We start from the raw sequence: 20555 nt of genomic DNA, 5'->3' as shown, positions 1-20555 counted from the left end.
GCCCGTTATACAAAAACAAAGCCGCCGATCCCATTGGATCAAGCGGCTTTTATCATCTTAATGGGGCTATTACGCAAAGCGGTAATAAATCAGAACGAAAGCGCCAAGCACAAAAATGAAGTTGAGCGATACGAAAACCATCTGCTCGAGCATCGTTTGATGCATTTTGACAGGCGGTTTATAAAAGCTGACTCCTTCGATAATGAACAAAATGAGGACGATATGGATCATAAAATGGCCGATAAGCTCCGTCATGCCGAACAGCATCGTCGTCGAGACGAAAATGCCGGTTAAGACAAAGGCTAGCAGCCGGTTCAAAATGCCGACAACGAGCAAATAACCGACGACAAACTCGATAAAAGCAGCCATTACGACGAATGGTTCGGGGGCGAAGCCAAACGTCGGCACGCCATGATTGCGGATAATATCGATCGCCATCTCCGGGAACACCCATTTTTCGACCGCAACCCAGCAAAGCGACAATCCGGTGCCGAGATACAAAAAGGGAAATCCCCACTGCTCCGCCTTTGTTTTCTCCAAAAGCAATACGATCGCAATGGCCACATAAAAGCCGTAGTCAAGCATATGAAACCAGCCGGCATCGAGCGTCACGCGGACAAACAAGAAAAGAATCAAGAGTGCGCCCAGCTTCGAGGCGATACGGTGCGGGATAAGCAGAAAAACGATCGCAGCCCAAAGCGCCGCCGTTTCGAGAGCCGTTTTTGCATGAAACTCGGGAACGAAAAGCGAACCGGACAGCACTTGAATGAGCAAGGCCGCAGCTGTCCCGTACTTCAGAATGAGCATGGAATAAACGCGCATTTGATCAAGCCATCGGTCGGTCTTAACGGCAAAGCCCCAACGGTTAAACGCAGGCAGTACTTGGGTCAGTGCGGCCAGAAGGACGGCTATAAACACCGCAAGGCCCATGAAAAGCGGAGAAAGAATGTTCATCATCGATTCTTTCTCGGGCTGCAAATCCGTGAACCACTTGACATGCGCCTCAGCTCCGATCGGGAAAGCTAGAAGGCAGGCCAAACCTGAAAATACGACGATCGTTCCTTTTCTCAAAATATTGCCCCTCTCTTTTTTTCAATGGCAGATATTGTCGCTCGAGTAGTTCTTTTTACAGTTGTACTGTCGGACGGCAGGACCTCGGGATAGTCCGGAAGGTCAGCATTCCCATATTATTCTTGTATTCTATCAGACTGGCCTGATGATCGTCATCCATAATATAAATGCAGCGAGGAGGGATTTTTTATTGCCGGTTTTGGGATGAAGGAACACGCCGTTGGTCATTGGTCGGTTGGTCTCATAGCAGTGTCGAAAATCAAATTAGATGTAAAATTATGTCGTTTAATATAGTTGTTGACATAGAAGAATAGTCGACATAATGTATTATATATAATATTTTTGATGGCGAAGGGAGGTGATTCTTCCCGCATCCGGAAACCAGCTTGCACGCTTCCTACAACTATTATTTTGGGAGAGGTGACAATGTTTGTCGAGGAATAAGAAAGCGCTGTCATTATTGTTGTTATGCGTATTGGTTTTTGGCGTTTTGTCGCAGGCCGTATATGCGAATCCGTCCGGTCAAGAAAACGGGATTCCCATCGTCGAGAACAATAAAGCTTCAGCGATCGTTCTTGTTGCAGCCGACGCCGATGAGCGAACGCTCGAAGCGGCAGACACCTTGGTTGAATACGTGAAAAAATCGACGGGCGTTCAACTGCCTATTAAGAAAGAGTCGGAGCTGAAAGGCGCCGAGCACGGCAAAAGGTTCCTATTCGTAGGGTATGTCGGCACCGGCGGCGATCCTCATGCGCTGAACGACCTTCAGGGAATGAGGGAGGACGGCTTCCTGATCCGCCCGCACGGCAAAACGGTCGCGATCATCGGCCCGACCCCGATCGGAACGGAGTATGGGGTATACGAATTTTTGGAGCGTTATGTCGGCGTTCGCTGGCTGATGCCGGGAGCCGACGGGGAGGATGTCCCGCAGCATAACGATTTGTCCGTACCCCGGACGGCCGTTAAGGAAGAACCCGCCTACTGGTCGAGGATGATGTATCCGCTTCAATACGAGAACGTTGGCGGCAACAATCCGGTTCGCTATGAGTGGGGCGTGTTCAACAGGCTTCGCAATCAGAACGGCGGATGGGAGCATAACGTTTGGCGTTTTTTCCCGCCGGGCCAATATTTAAGCACGCATCCGGAATATTATCCGCGCAAGGACGGCGTGCCGCAAATTCCTGCGCATTATTGGGGATGGCAGCCCTGCTACAGCAATGAAGATACCGTGCAGATCGCTGCAGACTGGGTAATCCAGTGGTTTGGCCAAAATCCGAACGAATCCGCCATTTCCCTTGCCGTAAACGACAGCGGAAATTATTGCGAGCAGTATCCGGATCATCCGGGCTATACGGACGAGAAAAACTCGATCGGCTTGCCGGACATGTCGGATATTTATTTTGGATGGGTGAACAAAGTTGTCGCTAAAGTACTCGAGGTATATCCGGATAAATGGTTTGGCGTTCTCGCTTATCAGGAAGTGTACGATCCGCCTTCATTTCCGCTGCATGAGCGTGTCATTCCGTATTTGACGAAGGATAGGATGTCCTGGAGTGATGCCGCAGTTCGCGCGAAAGATCAAGCTATCGTCGATGCGTGGAATCAAAAGGCTGCGCATGTCGGGTTCTATGATTACATATACGGAACTCCGTACACGCTTCCGCGGACCTATAATCACCTGATGGGCGACGTTCTCAAGTACGGCAAAGAGAATGGAGCCGTCGCTTTCTTCGGAGAGTTGAATCCGAACATAGGCGAAGGGCCGAAGCCGTGGCTGCTGGCCAAGCTGATGTGGGATCCGAATCAGGATGTAGACAGCTTGCTTAACGAATGGTATGACCGGGCGGTCGGTCCCGAAGCGGCGCCATATTTGAAAGCTTACTTCGATCATTGGGATGATTTCTGGGAAAATCGCATTCAGCAGACGGACTGGTTCCAAAGCCGTAAAAATATCGTTTATTTTATGTACAACTCCGCCTCTTACTTGTCAATCGTCACGGACGAGGAAATCGCGCAAAACCGGACATGGCTGGAGACGGCCGTCGCCAAGGCGCAAACGGAGCCGCAGAAGAAGCGGGCGGAGCTGCTCCTTCGGGCGTTCGAGTATTACGAAGCATCGGCGCTCAGCTACCCGAGAGCGGTTCCGCCGCTTGCCGACGAGGCGTCCGCGCTTGAATTGCTTGCGCAATCGGCCGATTATGAGACGAGCATGCAATACGCCCAGAAGCGTTTGACGCTGCTGGACGAATTCCGCAGCGATCCGCTGCTTGTTCATCCTTGGGACGCGAGAACGGAAAAAATGGTCTGGTCCGGCTTGAACGCGAACGCATTCTGGCGGCTTGTCGATTACATGAAAGCTAACGAAGCCGCCGGAGGTGCCGTCAAGCAACAAGCGGCGATACTCGCAGGAAGCGGAGGACCTGAAGCCGCTTTTGCAAACCTGCTGCTTCAAGCGGTGGATGAAGGCCCGGTCAACCTGAATGCGTCCTTCGAAGAGCTTGGCGATCCGGCGAACGGTAAAGTGACCGCTAAGCACTGGGATGCGAATATTTTAAATTTCGGCAAGTTTGAACGTAAAGAAGAAATGCCGGCTACAGGAAACTCGAGCGTTTATGTGCACGACTTCTATTACGGCGACATCAACCAGACGGTCGATGCGAAGCCGGGCCTCGCGATAACGCGGCTTAAATATTATGTCACGCCGGACACGCAAACGGTCGGCGACATTTGGCTGGAATTAAACCTGCTGGACGAGAACGGTGAGAAGCTTGCGACGATCAGGAGTGATCAGCAGCCGTTCATGAATTCGCTTGGCAGATGGGAAACGATTCAGATCATGGATAAGATTCCTGCAAGAGTCAATGACGTAGCCGTCAAAAAGATTCAGATGGCCGCGATCGTCAACGGTTTTTTTGAAGGCGGCACGATGTATTTGGACGACTTTGAGCTGTACCAGTCGGCCAATCCGAACGACATCCCGCTGCTGGCGTCGGCGCAGGCCGGTCAAGGCACGATCGACGTAACGTTTAACCGGGCGCCTGCGCAGATTCCGGCCGTATCGGATTTTTCGATCCAGCAGCAGAGCGGGGGAGAGCCGGTTACGATTTCGCCGACTTCCGTCATATGGGATGATGCGACGAAAAGGGCTTATCTGACAGTTCCGGTTTTGCCGCGGCAGCCTTGGGAGCAAGCCGTTCAATATGAAGTAAGCTATCAAGGAGTCGATTCGATTCGTTCGAATGCCGTAACCGTTCCGCGATTGGACGGGTATACGCCGGTTTTGACAAACTCGTCTTTCGAGTTGTGGACGGGAGCGAATCCGGACGGATGGTGGTTCTGGGGCGAAGGCTTCAAGCGATCCGATACGGTGAAAAGGAGCGGTCAGAGCAGCTTGACCGTTGACGGGCTCTATCCGGCGCAAAATGCGGCTGGCGGCGGAGGGCCGGTTCAAGATATGCCGATTCAGCCGGGGCATTATGTGGGCGTGTTCCATTATTTGACGCAAGCCCAGACGGCAGGCACGCTGACGATGAATTTATCGATTCGTGATCAGAACGGAGCCCATCTCGCGTCGGCATTGTCACCGACCGTGCAGGCCTCGACCTCGAACGGCAAATGGACGACGGTGTCCTTCGAGTTTGACGTACTGCCGACCTACAACGGCAAGCAGACGGCCAAAACCCAGGTGCTCCTGCACATGAAAGATTTCAACCGGGGCGAAACGATTTATTTCGACGACATCGAGCTGATCCGCGCCGATGACGCGCCCCAAGCTCCATGATTTGACGCATCCTTTAGCATGAAGTATTGCCAAGGGGCTGTCCTTAGGTCGAGTAGACCGGGGGCGGCCTCTTTTTTTGTACAGCTTGTTTCGACCTACTGTACAGGGGGGGGCCAGCCGACGTATAACCGTGCAGCGCGCGGCGTGGAAAATAAGGAAAGTGCCGAGTGCAGAAGGAATCCGCAGGGATGAAAGCGAAAACGTTCTGGAGCCGTTCATCATGCGCGTGACGCAAAATTCGGAGGATCATATGGAACCTTCTTATCAACCAAACCGTTTTCGCCGAAAGGCCGTTCAAGTAGAAGAGGCGCAGCGGAAAATAATAGAGCTTGTTCGACTAGGCGAATCGGAAGTCGTCCGTCTGGAGGATGCTTTTGGCAGAAGGCTGGCTTGTGATGTACACGCAGCTAACGATATGCCGCATTTTCGCCGCTCGGGAATGGACGGGTTTGCCGTTCAAGCGGAGGCGACAGCGGGGGCAAGCCCGGAAAGTCCGGTTACATTGGAAGTGATCGAAAATATTCCGTGCGGATCGCGGCCGGCAAAAGCTGTGAACGGAAAAACGGCGTCCCGAATTATGACAGGAGCAATGGTTCCGGACGGAGCGGATGCGGTGATTATGCTCGAAATGACGGAAACGTTCGAACGGGACGGGAAAACGTTCATTTCGATCAAAAAGGAAATACTGGCTGGCCAAAATGTAGCTCCCATCGGCGTCGAGGTGACGACAGGCGAGCTCATCCTTGAAAAGGGGGCGAAAATAAACGCCGGCGAAGCTGCGCTTTTAGCCGCTTTCGGGATCGGCGAGCTCAGCGTTTTCAAACGGCCGCGGGTCGCTATTTTCTCGACAGGCTCGGAGCTGCTGGATATTCATTCGCCTTTGGAGCCGGGCAAAATCCGGAACAGCAATACGTATATGCTGGCTATGCTTGTAAGAGATGCAGGGGGGATTCCTCAGCTTCACGAATCGATTCCGGATGATGCGGAATTGGCAATGCGGCGAATTTCAGCAGCTATGGCTGCTTCCGACTTTGTCATCACGACAGGCGGGGTTTCGGTTGGCGATTACGATATTATGGCTGATATTTTCGACGCTTGGGACGGTACGATGCTGTTTAACAAGGTGACGATGCGGCCGGGAAGTCCGACAACTGCGGGGATGTGGAAGGAAAAGTTCCTTTTTGCGCTGTCCGGGAATCCGGGGGCTTGCTTCGTGGGCTTCGAGCTGTTCGTACGTCCCGTACTCTGGGGCATGCAAGGGAAAATGGAGGTTACCCCTCCGAAAGCGACCGCATTCTTAGGCGAGGACTTTCAGAAGGTCAACGCGTACCATAGATTCGTAAGGGGCAAAAGCTACGTCGAAAATGGCAGGCTGCTTGTTAAGCAGACCGGCCCCGACAGGTCCAGTCTCATGCTTTCAATCAAGGATTCCGATTGCTTGATTGTCATACCCCCGGGAGGAAGCGGTACGTCAGCCGGCGAGCTGGTAGACATTATTAAGCTGGGATGGGCGGAGTGACGGGACAAAAAAGACAAAAAAGACAAAAAAGACAAAAAAGACTCTCGGCGCTTGTCGGCACTGAGAGTCTTTACTGCTTTCTGGCCAGGAGGTAAAGCTCTTCTTCTGCTCTGATAAGCCTTTCACGTTGGAAATCCAGACGATCGTTAGTGGTTCGAATCCCTTCGAGCAGCTTCTCATCAGCGGCTATGTTCTCGGCATGGTAAGACTGCAGCAGGGCGATGATCTCAGCGACGTCCTGTTTTGTCGCCACCGTACGTTGAATCTCCGAAAGCTCGGTTAAGATCCTATTCAATAACTGCTCGATGACTACTCCCTCCAAACATGATAGATAATGCCATTCTATCAAAATTCGATCATGTTGACGAGGCAACAGAATCTGAACGTAATCAAGCATTGAGTTTTCCATCGGAGAGTACTCGGTGTTTTTTTGTTAGTAGAACAGGCACGGATAGGCCGTTGCCCACATACAATGTAACAGTCTTGTTTCTAATTTTCGGTGGGAACAGAACGTCTGGAGGTGGTTCATCAATGCCTGGATTTTTTGCCGCTATCGCATTGTTCATTAAACAAATATCCTTGCTCGTTTCCTATGTCAAAAATAATGCATTCCCGCAGCCGCTTGCCGAGGAAGAAGAAATGAAGCACCTGAAACGGATGGCCGAGGGCGATCAGGTTTCCCGAAACTTGCTCATCGAACACAATCTGAGACTGGTTGCCCATATCGTCAAGAAGTTTGACAATACCGGGGAAGATTTGGAGGATCTTATTTCGATCGGCACAATCGGCTTGATCAAAGCGATCGAGTCATTCTCGCCGGATAAGGGGACGAAGCTGGCTACGTTTGCTGCACGCTGCATAGAGAACGAAATCCTTATGCATCTCCGCTCCCTCAAAAAATCGCGCAAAGACGTGTCGCTGCACGATCCGATCGGAACCGATAAGGAAGGCAACGAAATTACTCTTATCGATATCCTCGGAACGGAAGCGGACGATGTGGCGGAGAAGGTGCAGCTGAAGATCGAGAAAAGCAAAATATACGCCCATCTGGACATACTCGACGACCGGGAGCAGGAAGTTATACGAGGGCGATTTGGTCTAGATCATGGGGGAGAGGAACGAACGCAGCGTGAGATCGCGAAGGAGCTCGGCATAAGCCGCTCGTACGTGTCGCGCATTGAGAAGCGGGCGCTCATGAAGCTGTATCACGAGTTCTACAAGGTGAAAAAATAAAATTAAAGGAATTGGTGACATACCATGGCAGCGTATTACACCAAATGCAGAAAGTGACTGGATCAACTAAACCGATCCGGTATTCGAGACGTTTTTAGAAATGTGTTTATGGATATAGTCACCAATAAATCCAGAAGCACCGGCAGCCCCCCGAAGCATAGTTTTTTTTGGGGGGCTTTGTGACGTCCAGCATGGGCGTCATCTTTAGAGTGAAGTCCCGAATGAGGGGCTGGTGCGCCTACCGTTAGCCAAGGGCAAGGGGGTCCGACGTGAGGCGGAATCTGAAGGAAGTCGGAGTCATTTGGGGAACGTTTATGGTATTTCAGTTCGAATGCAGGCATGTTGCTGGTATCCATCATTACCTTGTCTTCATTTTGGCACCGGGCTTCAGAAATTTCACCGATTGTCATCTGAGATGTACTATTGGAGAAGTTGGAATCCGAATGAACGATACCTTGGGGGATGAACAGAATGACGCCTTTCTGGGGGGGCTTCTAGGAGGAAATCTTTGTTTCGAAGATATGATACAATGGGGAGAGCGGGAATTTACGGAGACGACCCTTGTTCCTGACTCATTCCCTTTTTCTATTAAAAATAACCATGAAACGATGATAACTATGAAAATCGCATTCGATCACCAAATAATTGAATTTGACGTTCAATACGGAAGAAGGCAAAAGCTGTCGATTCATATGGATTCAGCGGGTTTCATAACCGTCAAAGCTCCTAACGATACAAGTGAGGATATCATTAAAAGCGCTGTGACCCGGCACGGGGCCGTAATTTTAGAGAAATTGCATGCCATCGCCAAAGCTCGAGAAACCCCTAAGACAAGAGAGTATCACGACAACGGAAAATTCCTGCATCTAGGGAGATATTATCATTTACATGAGCTCATCGAGACGAACGGGTTAACGGAAGAGCAGCTGAAAATCAATCTAAAAAAGTTCTATTTCTCAAGCTGCAAGAAGGTGATCGGAGAACGCATAAAAATCTATCAAACCGAGCTCAAAGTAAAACCCAAAACCGTGGAAATCGACGAGTCCGTCAACAGGTGGGGGAGCTGCAACTCGAATAAAAAAATAACGTTTAATTATCGCTTAGCGATGGCGCCCGTTGAGGTCATTGATTATGTCATCATCCATGAACTCTGTCATCTTCTGCATATGAATCATGATCGATCATTTTGGCGGCGGGTAGGCAGCATAATGCCGGACTATAAGGAAAAGGAAGCGTATTTGGCACGGCAGGGACATGCAATGACGTTATAAAACAACGGCTTCAAGTATGGCCGACAGGAATTTGATACGATGATTTTAGCTTAATAGTGTTGAAAGGGAGAGTTGTATTCATGCCGCCAATTTTAAAAAGTGTGCTCAAAATCGTCGTTGTGCTAGCGGTTATTGTGATTTCGTTTACTTATAACCGGATGTTAGGGGTAGCCATGATGGTGTTGATAGTAGGCTACTTTGTTTATACCAATCGTTCTGCCCTGTATGCGCAAAGGGGGAATCTGGCCTATATGAGAGGGGATCGCGATAAAGCCCTACATTTGATGGAAAAAGCCTATCGGACGAAATCCATTCAGCCGAATCATCAGATAGGTTATGGCTATTTGTTGTTGAAAATAGGGGACCTTAGTAAGGCCGAGAACATGTTCGACGAGGTCCTTCACAAATCGAAAGCCAGAGATATGATCATGCAGGCAAAGATTAATTTAGCGACTGTGTACTGGTTACAGAACAAACGTGATGAGGCATACTCCAGCCTAGAGAAAGTAGCGCAGGAGGTTAAGAGCACGTTGGTTTATGGGAATTTTGGTTATTTCCAAATTTTGCACGGCGAATTGGAAGAAGCTCTTGCGTACAACCTCGAAGCCTATGCATTTAATGACAACGATCTGACCATCATGGATAATTTGGCGCAAAACTATTATTTGCTCGGTCGGCTGGACGAGGCGGATGAGATGTACACGAAGCTGATGGCAAAAGCGCCGAAGCATGCGGAGTCCTATTATTATTATGCGCGAACGCTTCAAAAACTCGGCCGAAAGCAAGAGGCGAGGGAGCAGATTGAAAAGGCGCTGGAGAAAGAACTTGCGCTCATTACGCCTTTGACCAGAGAAGATATAGAGTTACTGGCTAGCGAGTTAGGTCAAGTAGAGGATGGACATGCACCCTGCGAGCGCTAGTCAATTGATGAGGCTGTTCCAAAAGTCGCGAGAGTGACTAAGGGCAGCCCTTTTCGTTAAAGCAGTATTTCGACCCAAGTAAGCAATATCGTTTCGTTAGCCTTCTCGATCAAATTCCGGCTTTCCCGAAGGACCTGCAAATCGACGCGACCCACGGTTACTCGAATTTTTGCTGAGCGACGAAGTGCTCGATCTGGTTGAACCGATCATCGGCCCGAATATCGGTCTCTGGTCCAGCCACTTCATTTGTAAAGACGCCTACAAAGGACGGGCTACTCCTTGGCACGAGGATTCCGCATATTGGAACGGACGGCTCGATAAATTCGATAACATTGTTACGGTTTGGCTTGCCTTAGACCGCAGTAACAAGGAGAACGGCTGCATGAGGGTAATTCCGGGAACGCATGCGAACGGATTTTCGGATTAGATATCGCGACTATGCTTCGGAAGTCGATAGATAGCGTGAATCCGCAGATCCTCCGGAAACGAATTTCCATAACCGATCGACTGGCAGGTGAATGCTTCATCAGCGGCGATGCCGACTTATTGGAGCGCGCCTTCAACAATTTGCTCGATAACGCCGTCAGGCATACGCCGGAGGGCGGCGAAATCTCGGTTCATTGTTACCGCGTCAACGGTCGCATCCACTTTGCGATTCGCGACACGGGGCAGGGCTTCTCCCCTGAAGAGCTACAGCGAGTGTTCGAGCCGTTATACCGCGGGGAAGACTCCAGAAACCGTTCTACCGGGGGAACAGGGCTCGGTTTGACCATTTCGCAGCGGATCATAAGGAAACATGGCGGCGAACTTGCCGTAAGCAACCATCTGGAGGGAGGAGCGCTTTTGACAGGCTGGCTGCCTGCGTGAAGGGATCTTCATGGATATTATTGGATAGATAGGGGCTAATAAAGCGAAGAAATTCGTATTGCATGACTGTTAATTAGCAGGATTAACTAAAAATATACCGAATACTTCCTGTTATGGAAACCTAGTAATAGGTCCGTATAAAAGGAGGATTCCCTTTACTCGATGAAAAAGAGACTTGTATCAAAAATACTTGCATCGGTTTTGCTGGCCCAAATTTCTTTCGGGTCATTTTCGGCTGCTGCGGAACAGCACCAATCGGTAACCAATGATTTAACCGGCCACTGGTCGGAATCAACGTTTACGAATTGGGCCGAAAAAGGGTATGTGAAGGGATACGAAGACGGAAGCTATCGTCCGGAGGCGCCGATTACCCGAGTGGAGTTTGCCGCACTTGTGAACCGTACGTTCGGCTTTCGAACGGCTGCCGATCCAGCCTATCGGGATGTTGCGAAAGAGGATTGGTTCCACGAACCGTTGGCCAGGGCCGCGGCGGCCGGTTATTTAAGCGGCTACGAGGATGGGACGGCGAAACCGAATCAATCGATCAGCCGTCAGGAAGCGGCTGTTATCCTATCAAGATTATTGCCAACGCGAGGAAACATTGCTGAGCCGGACTACTTGGATCGCGATCTGCTGCCGTCATGGGCCGTAGCTGGGGTCGCAAATGTCGGCGCGCTCGGCATCATGAACGGATACCCGGATCAAACCTTTCAGGGCGAGCGTCCCGTTACAAGAGCGGAGTCCATAGTTGCGCTGAACAAGGCGCTTGAGGCTTGGGGCTACACTTACAATAAGAGCGGGACATACGGCTACGACAATCCCAATCAGACACTCGATCATAACGTCACGATCGATGCGGCTTCCGTTACTCTGGAGAACATGACGATACTAGGCGATCTGACCATTTCCAAAAAGGTGGGGGACGGGGACGTTACCTTGAATAATGTAACTGTTAAAGGTGACGTGCATGTATTTGGCGGAGGAGAGCGAAGCGTTCATCTGCAAAATGCCGTATTGGGAAATATCATTGTGGACAGACCTGACGGGCAGGTGCGGATTGTGTCCGAGGGCGGGACGAAAGTCTCCACCATTAGGCTGCTATCCGCTGCAATTCTCGAACAATCCGGCGATACCGGTGCAGGAAACGGCTTCGGAGCGGTATATTTGCCGGAAGGAATGCCTGCCGGCTCCAATGTTTCGCTTATAGGAAGCTTTCGCGAGGTTCGGATCGGAGCTCCCGGCATTCAGTTAGATATAACGAACGGCAGTGCCGGCATATTGAGCGTAGAAGCTGGAGCCGGGCAAACGACTGTTTTGACCGGCCAAAGCACAGGTATTGCGGAGCTGCAGCTCGACGAAGCCGTAAATGTAAAAGGCCAAGGCCGTATTGAAAAAGCCGTCATGAACGAAGGCGCCAAAGGCTCCACATTTGAGACGAAGCCTGGGAAGAGCGAAGGCACGGGAGCGACACTGCCGCAGCAGACGGGAGCGGTTCCCGGAGGAGCGGTTATTCCGCCGGGCGGAGGAACGAATAACGGAGGAAATACGGGAGGAAACAACAGCGGCGGCAATAACGGAGGTAACAACGGAGGCAATAATAACGGCGGAAACGGCACGACAAATCATGCGCCGACAGGTTCGCTGTCGGATGCCTTTTTCATTAAAGGCAACGGCTATGAGACAACTTGGACATTAAAGCTAACGAATCATTTCCGCGATCCGGATGGGGATCCGATCTCGTTCGGCAGCGTCCGGTCTTCGAATCCGAATGTGGTGAGCGCATCGCTGAACAGAGATGAACTGATCCTGCGCGGGAACGGAGAAGTCGGCAGCTCAGAAATCTCGATATCGTACTCCGATGGGCGCGGCGGAACGGGGACGGAAGCATTTACGGTCACTTTTATTGAAAAAATATCTATCGAATCAGCTCTTAGTCTGGATGACCATCGAGTTTTGGTCATATTTGACGCGGTCCCGCCCGCAGGAGCTTTCAGCAGGATGGCTGTTCAAGTCAATCAATATAGTCCGACGATTGAAATGAATGTTGATCAGGGCCATCTGCTTAATGAGGATGACGATCTTGGCAATTTCTCAATTAACGAATCGACCAGGCTGCGCAGCGCTATTTTTACTATCGAAGAGGGCTTTATGTCCGGAGCCTTATATAATATAAGGATGGAATTTGCGGATTCCGGTAAGCAGTTGTTTGTCAGCGAAAAGTTGTTCGGCGGCCATAACGGAGTATATCCCTTCTTGCTTGAAAGAGCGAGGGTTATAACGAATACGAATATTGAACTTCTTTTTAATGATTCGATCGATCTTTCCACCGTTCAAAAAAGCTCTTTTCGTTTGATCAAAAAACAAACGGAACAATCCGTTCCGATTGCTGATATTGCCTTTAAAGGGAAAATAGTCAGCCTTACGGTCCCGCCATTAGAAGAGCTTGCATCGTATCTAATCGAAGTGAACGACGTTAAAAACAAGGCGGGCTATACGATATATTCCGTGAACGATCGGAACAAATCAGACGTTCAAGGAGTGCCGGAGGGTGAGCCGATTACAAGCGTAACGGCATTCGTCCATAGACTGAATGAGCTTACAGTTACATTTGACCAGCCTGTCGGGGCAAGTGCGACAGATTTGAGCCATTATACGATTACAGAGATTGGCAGGCCTTTGGAGGCGAGAAGGGGAGAAGATCCGAATCAGGTCGTGCTGACGCTCCCTCCATTAACATTAGGATTTATTTATATGCTTCAAGTTTCAGATCTTGAAACCGATCAGGGGCTCATGATGTCATTTGACGGCGTTAGAGCTACTTTTACAAGTTTTAGCGACCCTATGGATTCGAGACCTATGCTGAATAGCATTGTCACTTTGGATAATCAAACGCTCATGGTCCTGTTTGATCGTCCTGTCGGTTTCGGAGGGGGTTGGAGCTCGATTTGGAACGGAGATAGCGAAACGGGGATAGGGACTCTTCTTCCGGGCGTCTTCGGTTATTCCGACGCCGCAGGCGAGCATGATTTTGCCGGAGGAAAAGCAGGCATCGATTCTTCCAATAAATATGTGCTTAAAGTAAGAATGCCAGAGAAAGGCGCTTTCTCTGCAGGAAAAGCAAATAATGGATCCTTTGTCGGTACGGTGGACACCTCGGTGCTGCAATCGTCTTCTTCCGCGGGAATCGTTTTTCAGCCGTCCGATCGGCAACTGCTCGATATCGGGGTATCAAGCGTCCTAGCTCTCGATGCAAACACAATCCGAGTATTTTTTAATCAACCGGTGATCGCCCTGCCTTCGTTTGCGCACCTATCTACCGATTCGGACGGACAGCAAGGAAGAATCGAACTGGTTTCCGCATCCCGGGTCGCCGAGGGCACATACGATTTCAAGCTGGCTTCAAGGTTGGACGGATCGAAGCTGCTTTATTATCTTTATATCGATGGCGGACCCGATTCGGTTATATCGCCATTGGGGTTCGTTTCCCTTAATGCGGAAGGAACTAACCGGTATAAAAATTTCTCCGTTTCCCTCCTAAATACTAATATTACTGCCACTCCGATTGCTTTGGACCAGCGTTCGATCAAAGTTTTTTATTCCGAAGCGATGAAACCGGAGGAAGTAATTAGTGCGGATGCCTATACGTTTTTCGATTACAACGATAATCCTGTCAACTTGGATGTAAGAGATGTTGCGTATGACGAAAAGAAGTATACCGCCATCATTACGATCGGCAGCAGCCTGGAAGCAGGAAAAATATACAAATTAGGGATTGCCCGAATCCCTAACGCAGCGGGCAACAAATTCATCGAAGAAAACTACATGAGAATGTTTGCAGGCATAAGCATGCCCGCTCCTCGCTTATCGGTGACTGATGTCACTTATCAAAGGGATACCGGTATTTGGTCCCTATCGTTAAATATGAAGACAGATTCGGTTTTCTTTGCGGACTCGAATGCTCTGGCACGGAATCTTCAGCTCGACTTCGTATTGGCTGACGGTTCCGCTTATACGGCGTCATCTTCCGATGTGCAAGTTGTGCCGCCTGCGGCGACAGATTATACGCAAACCGTTCAATTTCGGTTAAATCCGAGTCTTATACTCAAACCGGGAGAATCGGCTGAAATTCGTTTCAAAGCCGGATCGCAAATAACCGGCATCAACGGAATGCCGGCCGATACAAACGCAAGTGTCCGGTTTGTTCAACCTTAAAGAAATCACAATGAAAAACAACAAACCAAAGAGCGAGAAGCAGGGGATAAGTTTCCTAGCTTCCCGCTCTTTTTTTCATTGCGTAAACCAGCGATTGCCAATATCCAAGTTCATCAACCCTAGCGATGAAGTAATAATTAGTAAAATTTTGACCGAAGCGAACGCATTTTTGTCGCGCTGCGTTTAAATCCAAAACCTATTATATATTCTATAGAAAACACGGAAGCGTTCTTCCTGTTTCTTAAGTAATGATCCAAAGGGAAGGGGATGGAGTAAAAGGTAAAAATAAATGAATGTACAGGGGGATGTATGTACGCGAGGCTATGTTTCACAGACGCAGCCCGAATACCGCTTCGAAAAAACGAGGGATTGACCCGAGATAGGAGTGAGCAGCTTGATCATCGACAGCCACCTGCACGTGTTTTTCTCTAAAAAACAGCCGTGGCGACCGCTTGTAGAAGAAACGCTGCACCATATGGATATGGCGGGCATTACGCAGACATGTCTCTTGCCCGATCCGCAGTGGACGGGTACTTTTTACCCGAGCAAGGACGAAATGATGTTTCAAGCGGAAACGCTTTCGGAAATTGCTTCCGCCTTTCCCGGCCGTTTTCTGCCTATGTTATTCATTTGTCCGCTTTTGCCGCATGACTTTACGCTTGATCTGATGGAGAGGTACATGATGAAAGGGCCTCTTGTCGGAGCAAAATTTCATGTTTCGCTGTATGCCGATGATGACAAATATGAGCCGATTTACAGCTTTTTGGAGAGACACGATCTGCCGCTGTTGTTTCACGCCTGGTATAAAACGGTTGAGCACTACGCTTATGAATCGAATCCTTCCCATATCGCTGTAGCGGCGCGGAAGCATCCGAATTTGCGAATTTTGATGGCGCATCTTACGGGAAGCAAACTTCGCGGAATTATGGATATTAAAAAATATCCGAACGTATCGATAGATACTTCGGGCTCGCAGCCGGAAGAAGGATATGTGCAGCGGGCGCTGGAAGAGCTTGGGCCGGATCGCGTGCTGTATGGCTCCGACTATCCGATTCGCGCTTTCTCCACACAACGCGCGCGTATCGAATCGGTTGAGATGAGTAAGGAAGCGCGCGAGAAAGTGCTCTACGGCAACGCGCAAAGATTTTTCCGAAAGGGGACGGAGCAATGAGAAACGCTGCTTCTCTGATCGATCTGTCCGTTTGGACGGGACATTGGCCGTTTACCAAGCAGCGGTTTACGAAACTGACCGAACTTAGGGTTCGGCTGCAAGCCTTACATGTTGCAAAAGCTTTCGTGGCGCCCACGGAAGCCATTCTGGAACAGGATCCGTTACGGGCAAACAAGGAGCTGCTGTCAGCCGTCAAGGACGATTTTTTCTCTCCCGTACCGATTATCGACCTGTCCTATGCGAATTGGGAAGAGAATGCGGCTATGGCAGTTGCCGATGAACGGGTAAAAATGGTGAAGCTGCTGCCCAATTATCACATGTATGAGGTTCACGAGAAGCAGCTCGAGAAGCTCGTCAAGCTTACCGAAAGGCATAAGCTGATTATTTCAATCCAGATGCGTGTGGAGGATATGCGCGGTCAGCACCCGCTGATGCTGGTGAAGGATAACGACATTGTTCAAGCGGTGAAAACCATGTCCTATTTTCCGGAGCAGCGTTTCGTCGTAAGCAATCTGTACATACATGAGGTTCCCGAAGCGCTTCAATCGCTTGACAACGTGTGGATTGATCTTTCGAGTCTGGAGGATCCCGATATCGTCAAGAAGTTGAAGGAAAATAAAAAGTTCGAGAAAGTGCTGTTTGCTACGCACAGCCCGTTTTACATCCCGGAGGCTTCTGTCGGTAAGCTGAAATTAACCGATGCCGCGCAGGAAGACGTCGATGCTGTCGCATTCGGGAATGCTGCAAAGCTTCTTGATTGGCGGTAGACACTCCATAAGTTGAGGAATGAAAACGATCGCCGATTTGATCGGATGATGCGTAATTTGTTATAGGTACAAACAATCTTATCATTGTTTGCTATTGATAATAACTATTTCGAAAGGGTGTTATGAAATGTCAGGAGGAAAAACGAAACGGTTCCGTTCCATGCCGTTGACTTTTACATTGCTTATGGGAACGGTCATTGCGGCTTGCTCGAACAGCGGGGGAGCCGACGATTCTAAGAAAAACACGGAAACGGTTGCGCCGGGGGCGACCCCGACAGCTGACGCTTCGGCGAAGGCCAATCAGCCGCGTACCAAGCTGAAGATGTTTATGGGCGATTCGGGCATTCCGCATCCGGATGGTACGGATCCAAGCGATAACCCGTTTATACGGATCGTCGAAGATTATGCGAACGTCGATCTCGATATGGATGTGCCCAGTTATCAGGATTTTCAGACCAAATTCAATCTGCTCCTCTCCTCGGGACAATTGCCCGACATTGTGCATACCTGGTTCATTGAGGAGACGGACCAACGAGCCAGAGAAGGCGCTTTTATCGACTTGAAGAAGTATTACGACAATTCGCCGCAGGTGCAGAAATACGTGACTCCGGAAATGATGGAGCTTGCGAAAGACAAGGTGTCGGGCAATTACTGGCGTATTCCGATGGCATCGCAAAACACGCCGCAAGGCGCAGGCATTGTCGCCCGCTACGATCTGGTTATGAAATACAACAACAACAAATGGCCTGAAACGATTGAGGAATGGGTCAATATGATGCGCACAATGAAAAAAGCCGAGCCCGACTCGATTATTTTGTCCAACCGCGTCAGCGGCGACTACACCCTCTCTTATGGCGGAACTCCGATTTTTAACATGTTCGGTGCGGCTCCCTATACGTACCGTGTAGACGGAGGCAAAGCGGTCAGCACATTTACATTGCCGGAGTACCGCGCCGCAGTCGAGCTGTATAAGCAGCTTTACGACGAAGGTATTGTGGATAAAGAGTTCGCCGTCAACGATAATGCCAAGTACTACGAGAAGGTCAAAAATAAAAACGTGCTGTGGGAATACAATTCGGCGGATCAATACGTCCCTAGCGGCGTAGCGAAAAAGCCGGAGGATCAAACGAAGGAATGGCTGTGGGCGCCGCCGCTTAAGACATATCCTTCCGTCGTAAAAGATGCGAAATATACGCGTCCATACCGCTGGATGCCGATCGCAGGCCACGGCGTTTATATTTCCGCAAAATCGAAAGATCCCGAACGTGCCTGGAAGGTGATAGAAGGCTTTGCCTCCGACGAGCTTCACGAAGCGATTTTTTGGGGCAAAGAAGGCGAGACGTACAACGTAAAGGACGGCAAAAGAGTACCGATCGCGGAGAAGCTTTCAGATAAAAGCAGGTCATGGTCGCTGCACCTCGCTTTCGTTTATGGATTCGCAGACGGTATGGAAGTGACGAAGGCGCAAGCCGAGATGGTAAGGGATCCGAAAGAGCTGGAGCGCATGTCCGGCGCCATGAAAATGCTGAACGATCAAGCCCTGGAAACGGGCATCGGGCTGGACAATTTCATCGTCCTTTCGGATGAAGCCGCCAAAAAGCGTCCTGACGAGGTAAAGTTTATATCCAAAGCGACGGTGGAAGCGATTATGGGCAAGATTACGATGCAGGAGTTCGACCAGCGGGTACAGGAGTTCCAGAAGAAATTCGGTTTTATTTATGACGAATACACCAAATATTTGACGGAGCATAAAAACGAGCTGCTGAAGGCCGGCGTGAAGGAAGCAGGCTGGTAGGAAACCGGCACGTATCGGAAAAAGCATGGCTAATCAGGAACCGATTACCGGCTGTGTTGATTTGAAGACAGCCGGTAAGGCTCCGATGCCGCTGTAAGCGGGCCGTTTGTTTGAACCGAAACATTTTTGTGCCAAGAAAGGGAGCGGATTAAGAATGGGTTCTTATGTTGAGCCTTATACAGCCATAGCGGAGCCATGCCGCAATTTCAATATTTTGGGGATGACCGCATTTTTCGATCCGAAAGACGGGCGTGAAAAGCTCGTATTATCCAATTACGTCGAAGGCTCGACCGGGAGTCTTATATTCATCGATACGGAAACCGGGAAGGGAGAGGCTCTCCAGTTCCCGGGAGATACCGGGGCATGGGCATTATTATTTATGCCCGAGTACGGGCGGCTGCTCGTCGGCACTTGCGAGAGCTTCGGTTATCTGCACAGCCTCGATCTGAAGACGCGAACGTGGGCAAAGCCGCTTCGGCATGAAAACGAGCTTTACATATGGAATTTGGAGCTCGGCTCGGACGGAATGGTGTACGGGGGCACTTATCCGGGATGTTTGCTGCTGCGTTACGATCCCGGGAGGCATGTGCTTGAATCTATTGGGCGCGTCTCGGACAATCCGCGTGATTTATATAGCAGAACCGTTTATGGCGGGGTTCCGGGACACATCATCATAGCGGGAGGGTACGACACTTCCTTTCTTCGCGCTTACGATATCGAAAAGCAAACGTTTTTTGATTTCGGCACGCCCGGGGCGGAAGTGAGAGAAATCAAGGACCGATTTATATGTACGGAATATAACGGCAGCTTCGAGTTTTTCGATCCGGTTACGTTTGCTCCGATATCAAGCGAAGGGTTGAACGAAGAATTGGAGATTCGTAAGCTGACTCTTCCGGACGGCAGCGATCGGCATGTGATCAGGCTCGCCAATGGAAAATGGGCAGGCATCTGCGGGCAAAGCTACTTTCTTGCCGAGGCGGATGGAGGAGCTCCGGAGCTGCGCAGCATACCCGTCCCTGCGCCTCCGACAGCCATTCACACGATCGTCGCGGACGATAACGGAACGATCTGGGGGGCGACGGAGTTCGGTCAGACGATATTCAGCTGCAATCCGCAAAACGGCACCTACTGGAATTCATCAAACGTTTGCAGCAGCGGCGGCGAAGTATACGGCATGCAGTTTGCGCAAGGCAAGCTGTTTTTGACCGCTTATGCCGGAGGCGATCATATCGTTTACGATCCTCGGCAGCCTTGGGATCAGCTGAATAACATCAATCCGAAGACGCTCCGCTCCGTCGCTCCGGACCTGATCAGACCTACCGGACGAACGGTTCTTGGGCCGGATAGCGGAATATGGACGGGATGGTCGGCAAAATACGGCACGTATGGAGGCGGTTTATCGCGCATCGATCCTAAAACGTTTGAGGTGCAATCGTGGTACGATCCGATCCCCGGCCAGCAGGTGTGCGGTCTTGCAGCGGATAATCGGCATATCTACTTTGCGACGAACGGCTATGCAAGCGGGCTGCCGTATAACGACGAGGTGAACTGCCATTTTGCCGTCTGGTCGCCGGCTGGCGAAATCGTCTTCAAGCATGCTTTCCCGCGAGGTGTGAAGCTTGGTTCCGTATTGGCGGTAGGCGGCAAAGTGCTTGTACCGGTTGGAAGCAGCATCCATGTGTTCGACACGTTGTCGATGGCTTTTGGCGGCAGCATCGATGTGTCGCAATCGAGCGGCGCGCTCGTCGCCTTGGACGTCGAACGCGCGGCCGTTTTCGGAAAAGAGCTGCTTGTGCTGAATGTCCGAACCGGTCAGCTTGAGCAATGCGGTGCGCTGCCCGGACCTGTCCATACGGCGGTATTAACGAAGAGCGGCGATCTGATCTTTGCCCATAAAACCGTACTCTATAAAATTAACCAAAACCGGCGTATTGTCGATTATCGGTAA

Annotated in this window: 13 protein-coding genes and 1 pseudogene; 12 read left to right on the top strand and 2 right to left on the bottom strand. The window is 50.3% G+C overall.

Annotated elements, in window-relative coordinates:
* Positions 1–69 precede the first annotated feature (69 nt).
* The gene (locus DQG23_RS07380; protein WP_238177789.1) at positions 70–1071 is read right to left on the bottom strand and encodes a DoxX family membrane protein; all 1002 of its coding nucleotides are present in this window, start codon (positions 1069–1071) and stop codon (positions 70–72) included.
* Positions 1072–1501: 430 nt separating this feature from the next.
* Here DQG23_RS07380 and DQG23_RS07375 point away from each other — a divergent pair, with 430 nt between their 5' ends.
* Both DQG23_RS07375 and DQG23_RS07370 read left to right on the top strand, forming a co-directional pair.
* Entirely contained in the window at positions 1502–4852 is a 3351-nt protein-coding gene (locus DQG23_RS07375; RefSeq protein WP_113030179.1) for a DUF4838 domain-containing protein, read from the top strand.
* Between the two features lie 76 nt (positions 4853–4928).
* Positions 4929–6371: a molybdopterin molybdotransferase MoeA gene (locus DQG23_RS07370; protein ID WP_337589389.1), complete on the top strand. Its 1443-nt coding sequence runs from the start codon at positions 4929–4931 to the stop codon at positions 6369–6371.
* Positions 6372–6441: 70 nt separating this feature from the next.
* On the opposite strand, the gene DQG23_RS07365 is transcribed toward DQG23_RS07370, so the two are convergent.
* Positions 6442–6780 (bottom strand): hypothetical protein, encoded by a 339-nt coding sequence (locus DQG23_RS07365; RefSeq protein WP_146762261.1) that lies wholly within the window; start codon positions 6778–6780, stop codon positions 6442–6444.
* Between the two features lie 122 nt (positions 6781–6902).
* Here DQG23_RS07365 and sigK point away from each other — a divergent pair, with 122 nt between their 5' ends.
* The 10 genes and pseudogenes from sigK (at position 6903) to DQG23_RS07315 (ending at position 20555) form a co-directional block, all read left to right on the top strand.
* The gene (gene sigK / locus DQG23_RS07360) at positions 6903–7604 is read left to right on the top strand and encodes an RNA polymerase sporulation sigma factor SigK (protein ID WP_113030177.1); all 702 of its coding nucleotides are present in this window, start codon (positions 6903–6905) and stop codon (positions 7602–7604) included.
* Positions 7605–8221: 617 nt separating this feature from the next.
* Entirely contained in the window at positions 8222–8875 is a 654-nt protein-coding gene (locus tag DQG23_RS07355) for a M48 family metallopeptidase (RefSeq protein ID WP_113030464.1), read from the top strand.
* Positions 8876–8955: 80 nt separating this feature from the next.
* Positions 8956–9795, top strand: coding sequence for a tetratricopeptide repeat protein (locus tag DQG23_RS07350; RefSeq protein WP_113030176.1), 840 nt, complete (start codon positions 8956–8958; stop codon positions 9793–9795).
* 157 nt (positions 9796–9952) lie between these two features.
* Positions 9953–10222: pseudogene (locus DQG23_RS07345) on the top strand (phytanoyl-CoA dioxygenase family protein); the annotation flags it as partial.
* 35 nt (positions 10223–10257) lie between these two features.
* Positions 10258–10662 (top strand): sensor histidine kinase, encoded by a 405-nt coding sequence (locus DQG23_RS07340; RefSeq protein WP_337589388.1) that lies wholly within the window; start codon positions 10258–10260, stop codon positions 10660–10662.
* 162 nt (positions 10663–10824) lie between these two features.
* On the top strand, positions 10825–14874 hold the full coding sequence (locus DQG23_RS07335) for an S-layer homology domain-containing protein (RefSeq protein WP_113030174.1): 4050 nt from the start codon (positions 10825–10827) through the stop codon (positions 14872–14874).
* A gap of 394 nt (positions 14875–15268) precedes the next feature.
* Positions 15269–16045, top strand: a complete 777-nt coding sequence (locus tag DQG23_RS07330) for an amidohydrolase family protein (protein ID WP_158560341.1) — start codon at positions 15269–15271, stop codon at positions 16043–16045.
* Positions 16042–16812 (top strand): amidohydrolase family protein, encoded by a 771-nt coding sequence (locus DQG23_RS07325; RefSeq protein ID WP_113030172.1) that lies wholly within the window; start codon positions 16042–16044, stop codon positions 16810–16812. Before DQG23_RS07330 ends, DQG23_RS07325 begins: the two co-directional genes overlap by 4 nt.
* Before the next feature lie 127 nt (positions 16813–16939).
* Positions 16940–18607, top strand: a complete 1668-nt coding sequence (locus DQG23_RS07320) for an extracellular solute-binding protein (RefSeq protein ID WP_113030171.1) — start codon at positions 16940–16942, stop codon at positions 18605–18607.
* Between the two features lie 154 nt (positions 18608–18761).
* Positions 18762–20555: a hypothetical protein gene (locus DQG23_RS07315; RefSeq protein WP_113030170.1), complete on the top strand. Its 1794-nt coding sequence runs from the start codon at positions 18762–18764 to the stop codon at positions 20553–20555.

Source organism: Paenibacillus contaminans (genome assembly GCF_003285015.1).
GTDB lineage: Bacteria > Bacillota > Bacilli > Paenibacillales > NBRC-103111 > Paenibacillus_V > Paenibacillus_V contaminans.
Note: the sequence above shows the minus strand (reverse complement) of the source record. Positions and strands in the feature narration are given on the sequence as shown.

Coding starts and splice junctions, on each gene's coding strand:
- DQG23_RS07365 (WP_146762261.1), bottom strand. CDS start 6,780: ATGGAAAACTCAATGCTTGATTACGTTCAGATTCTGTTGCCTCGTCAA.
- DQG23_RS07350 (WP_113030176.1), top strand. CDS start 8,956: ATGCCGCCAATTTTAAAAAGTGTGCTCAAAATCGTCGTTGTGCTAGCG.
- DQG23_RS07315 (WP_113030170.1), top strand. CDS start 18,762: ATGGGTTCTTATGTTGAGCCTTATACAGCCATAGCGGAGCCATGCCGC.
- sigK (WP_113030177.1), top strand. CDS start 6,903: ATGCCTGGATTTTTTGCCGCTATCGCATTGTTCATTAAACAAATATCC.
- DQG23_RS07325 (WP_113030172.1), top strand. CDS start 16,042: ATGAGAAACGCTGCTTCTCTGATCGATCTGTCCGTTTGGACGGGACAT.
- DQG23_RS07335 (WP_113030174.1), top strand. CDS start 10,825: ATGAAAAAGAGACTTGTATCAAAAATACTTGCATCGGTTTTGCTGGCC.
- DQG23_RS07320 (WP_113030171.1), top strand. CDS start 16,940: ATGTCAGGAGGAAAAACGAAACGGTTCCGTTCCATGCCGTTGACTTTT.
- DQG23_RS07355 (WP_113030464.1), top strand. CDS start 8,222: ATGAAAATCGCATTCGATCACCAAATAATTGAATTTGACGTTCAATAC.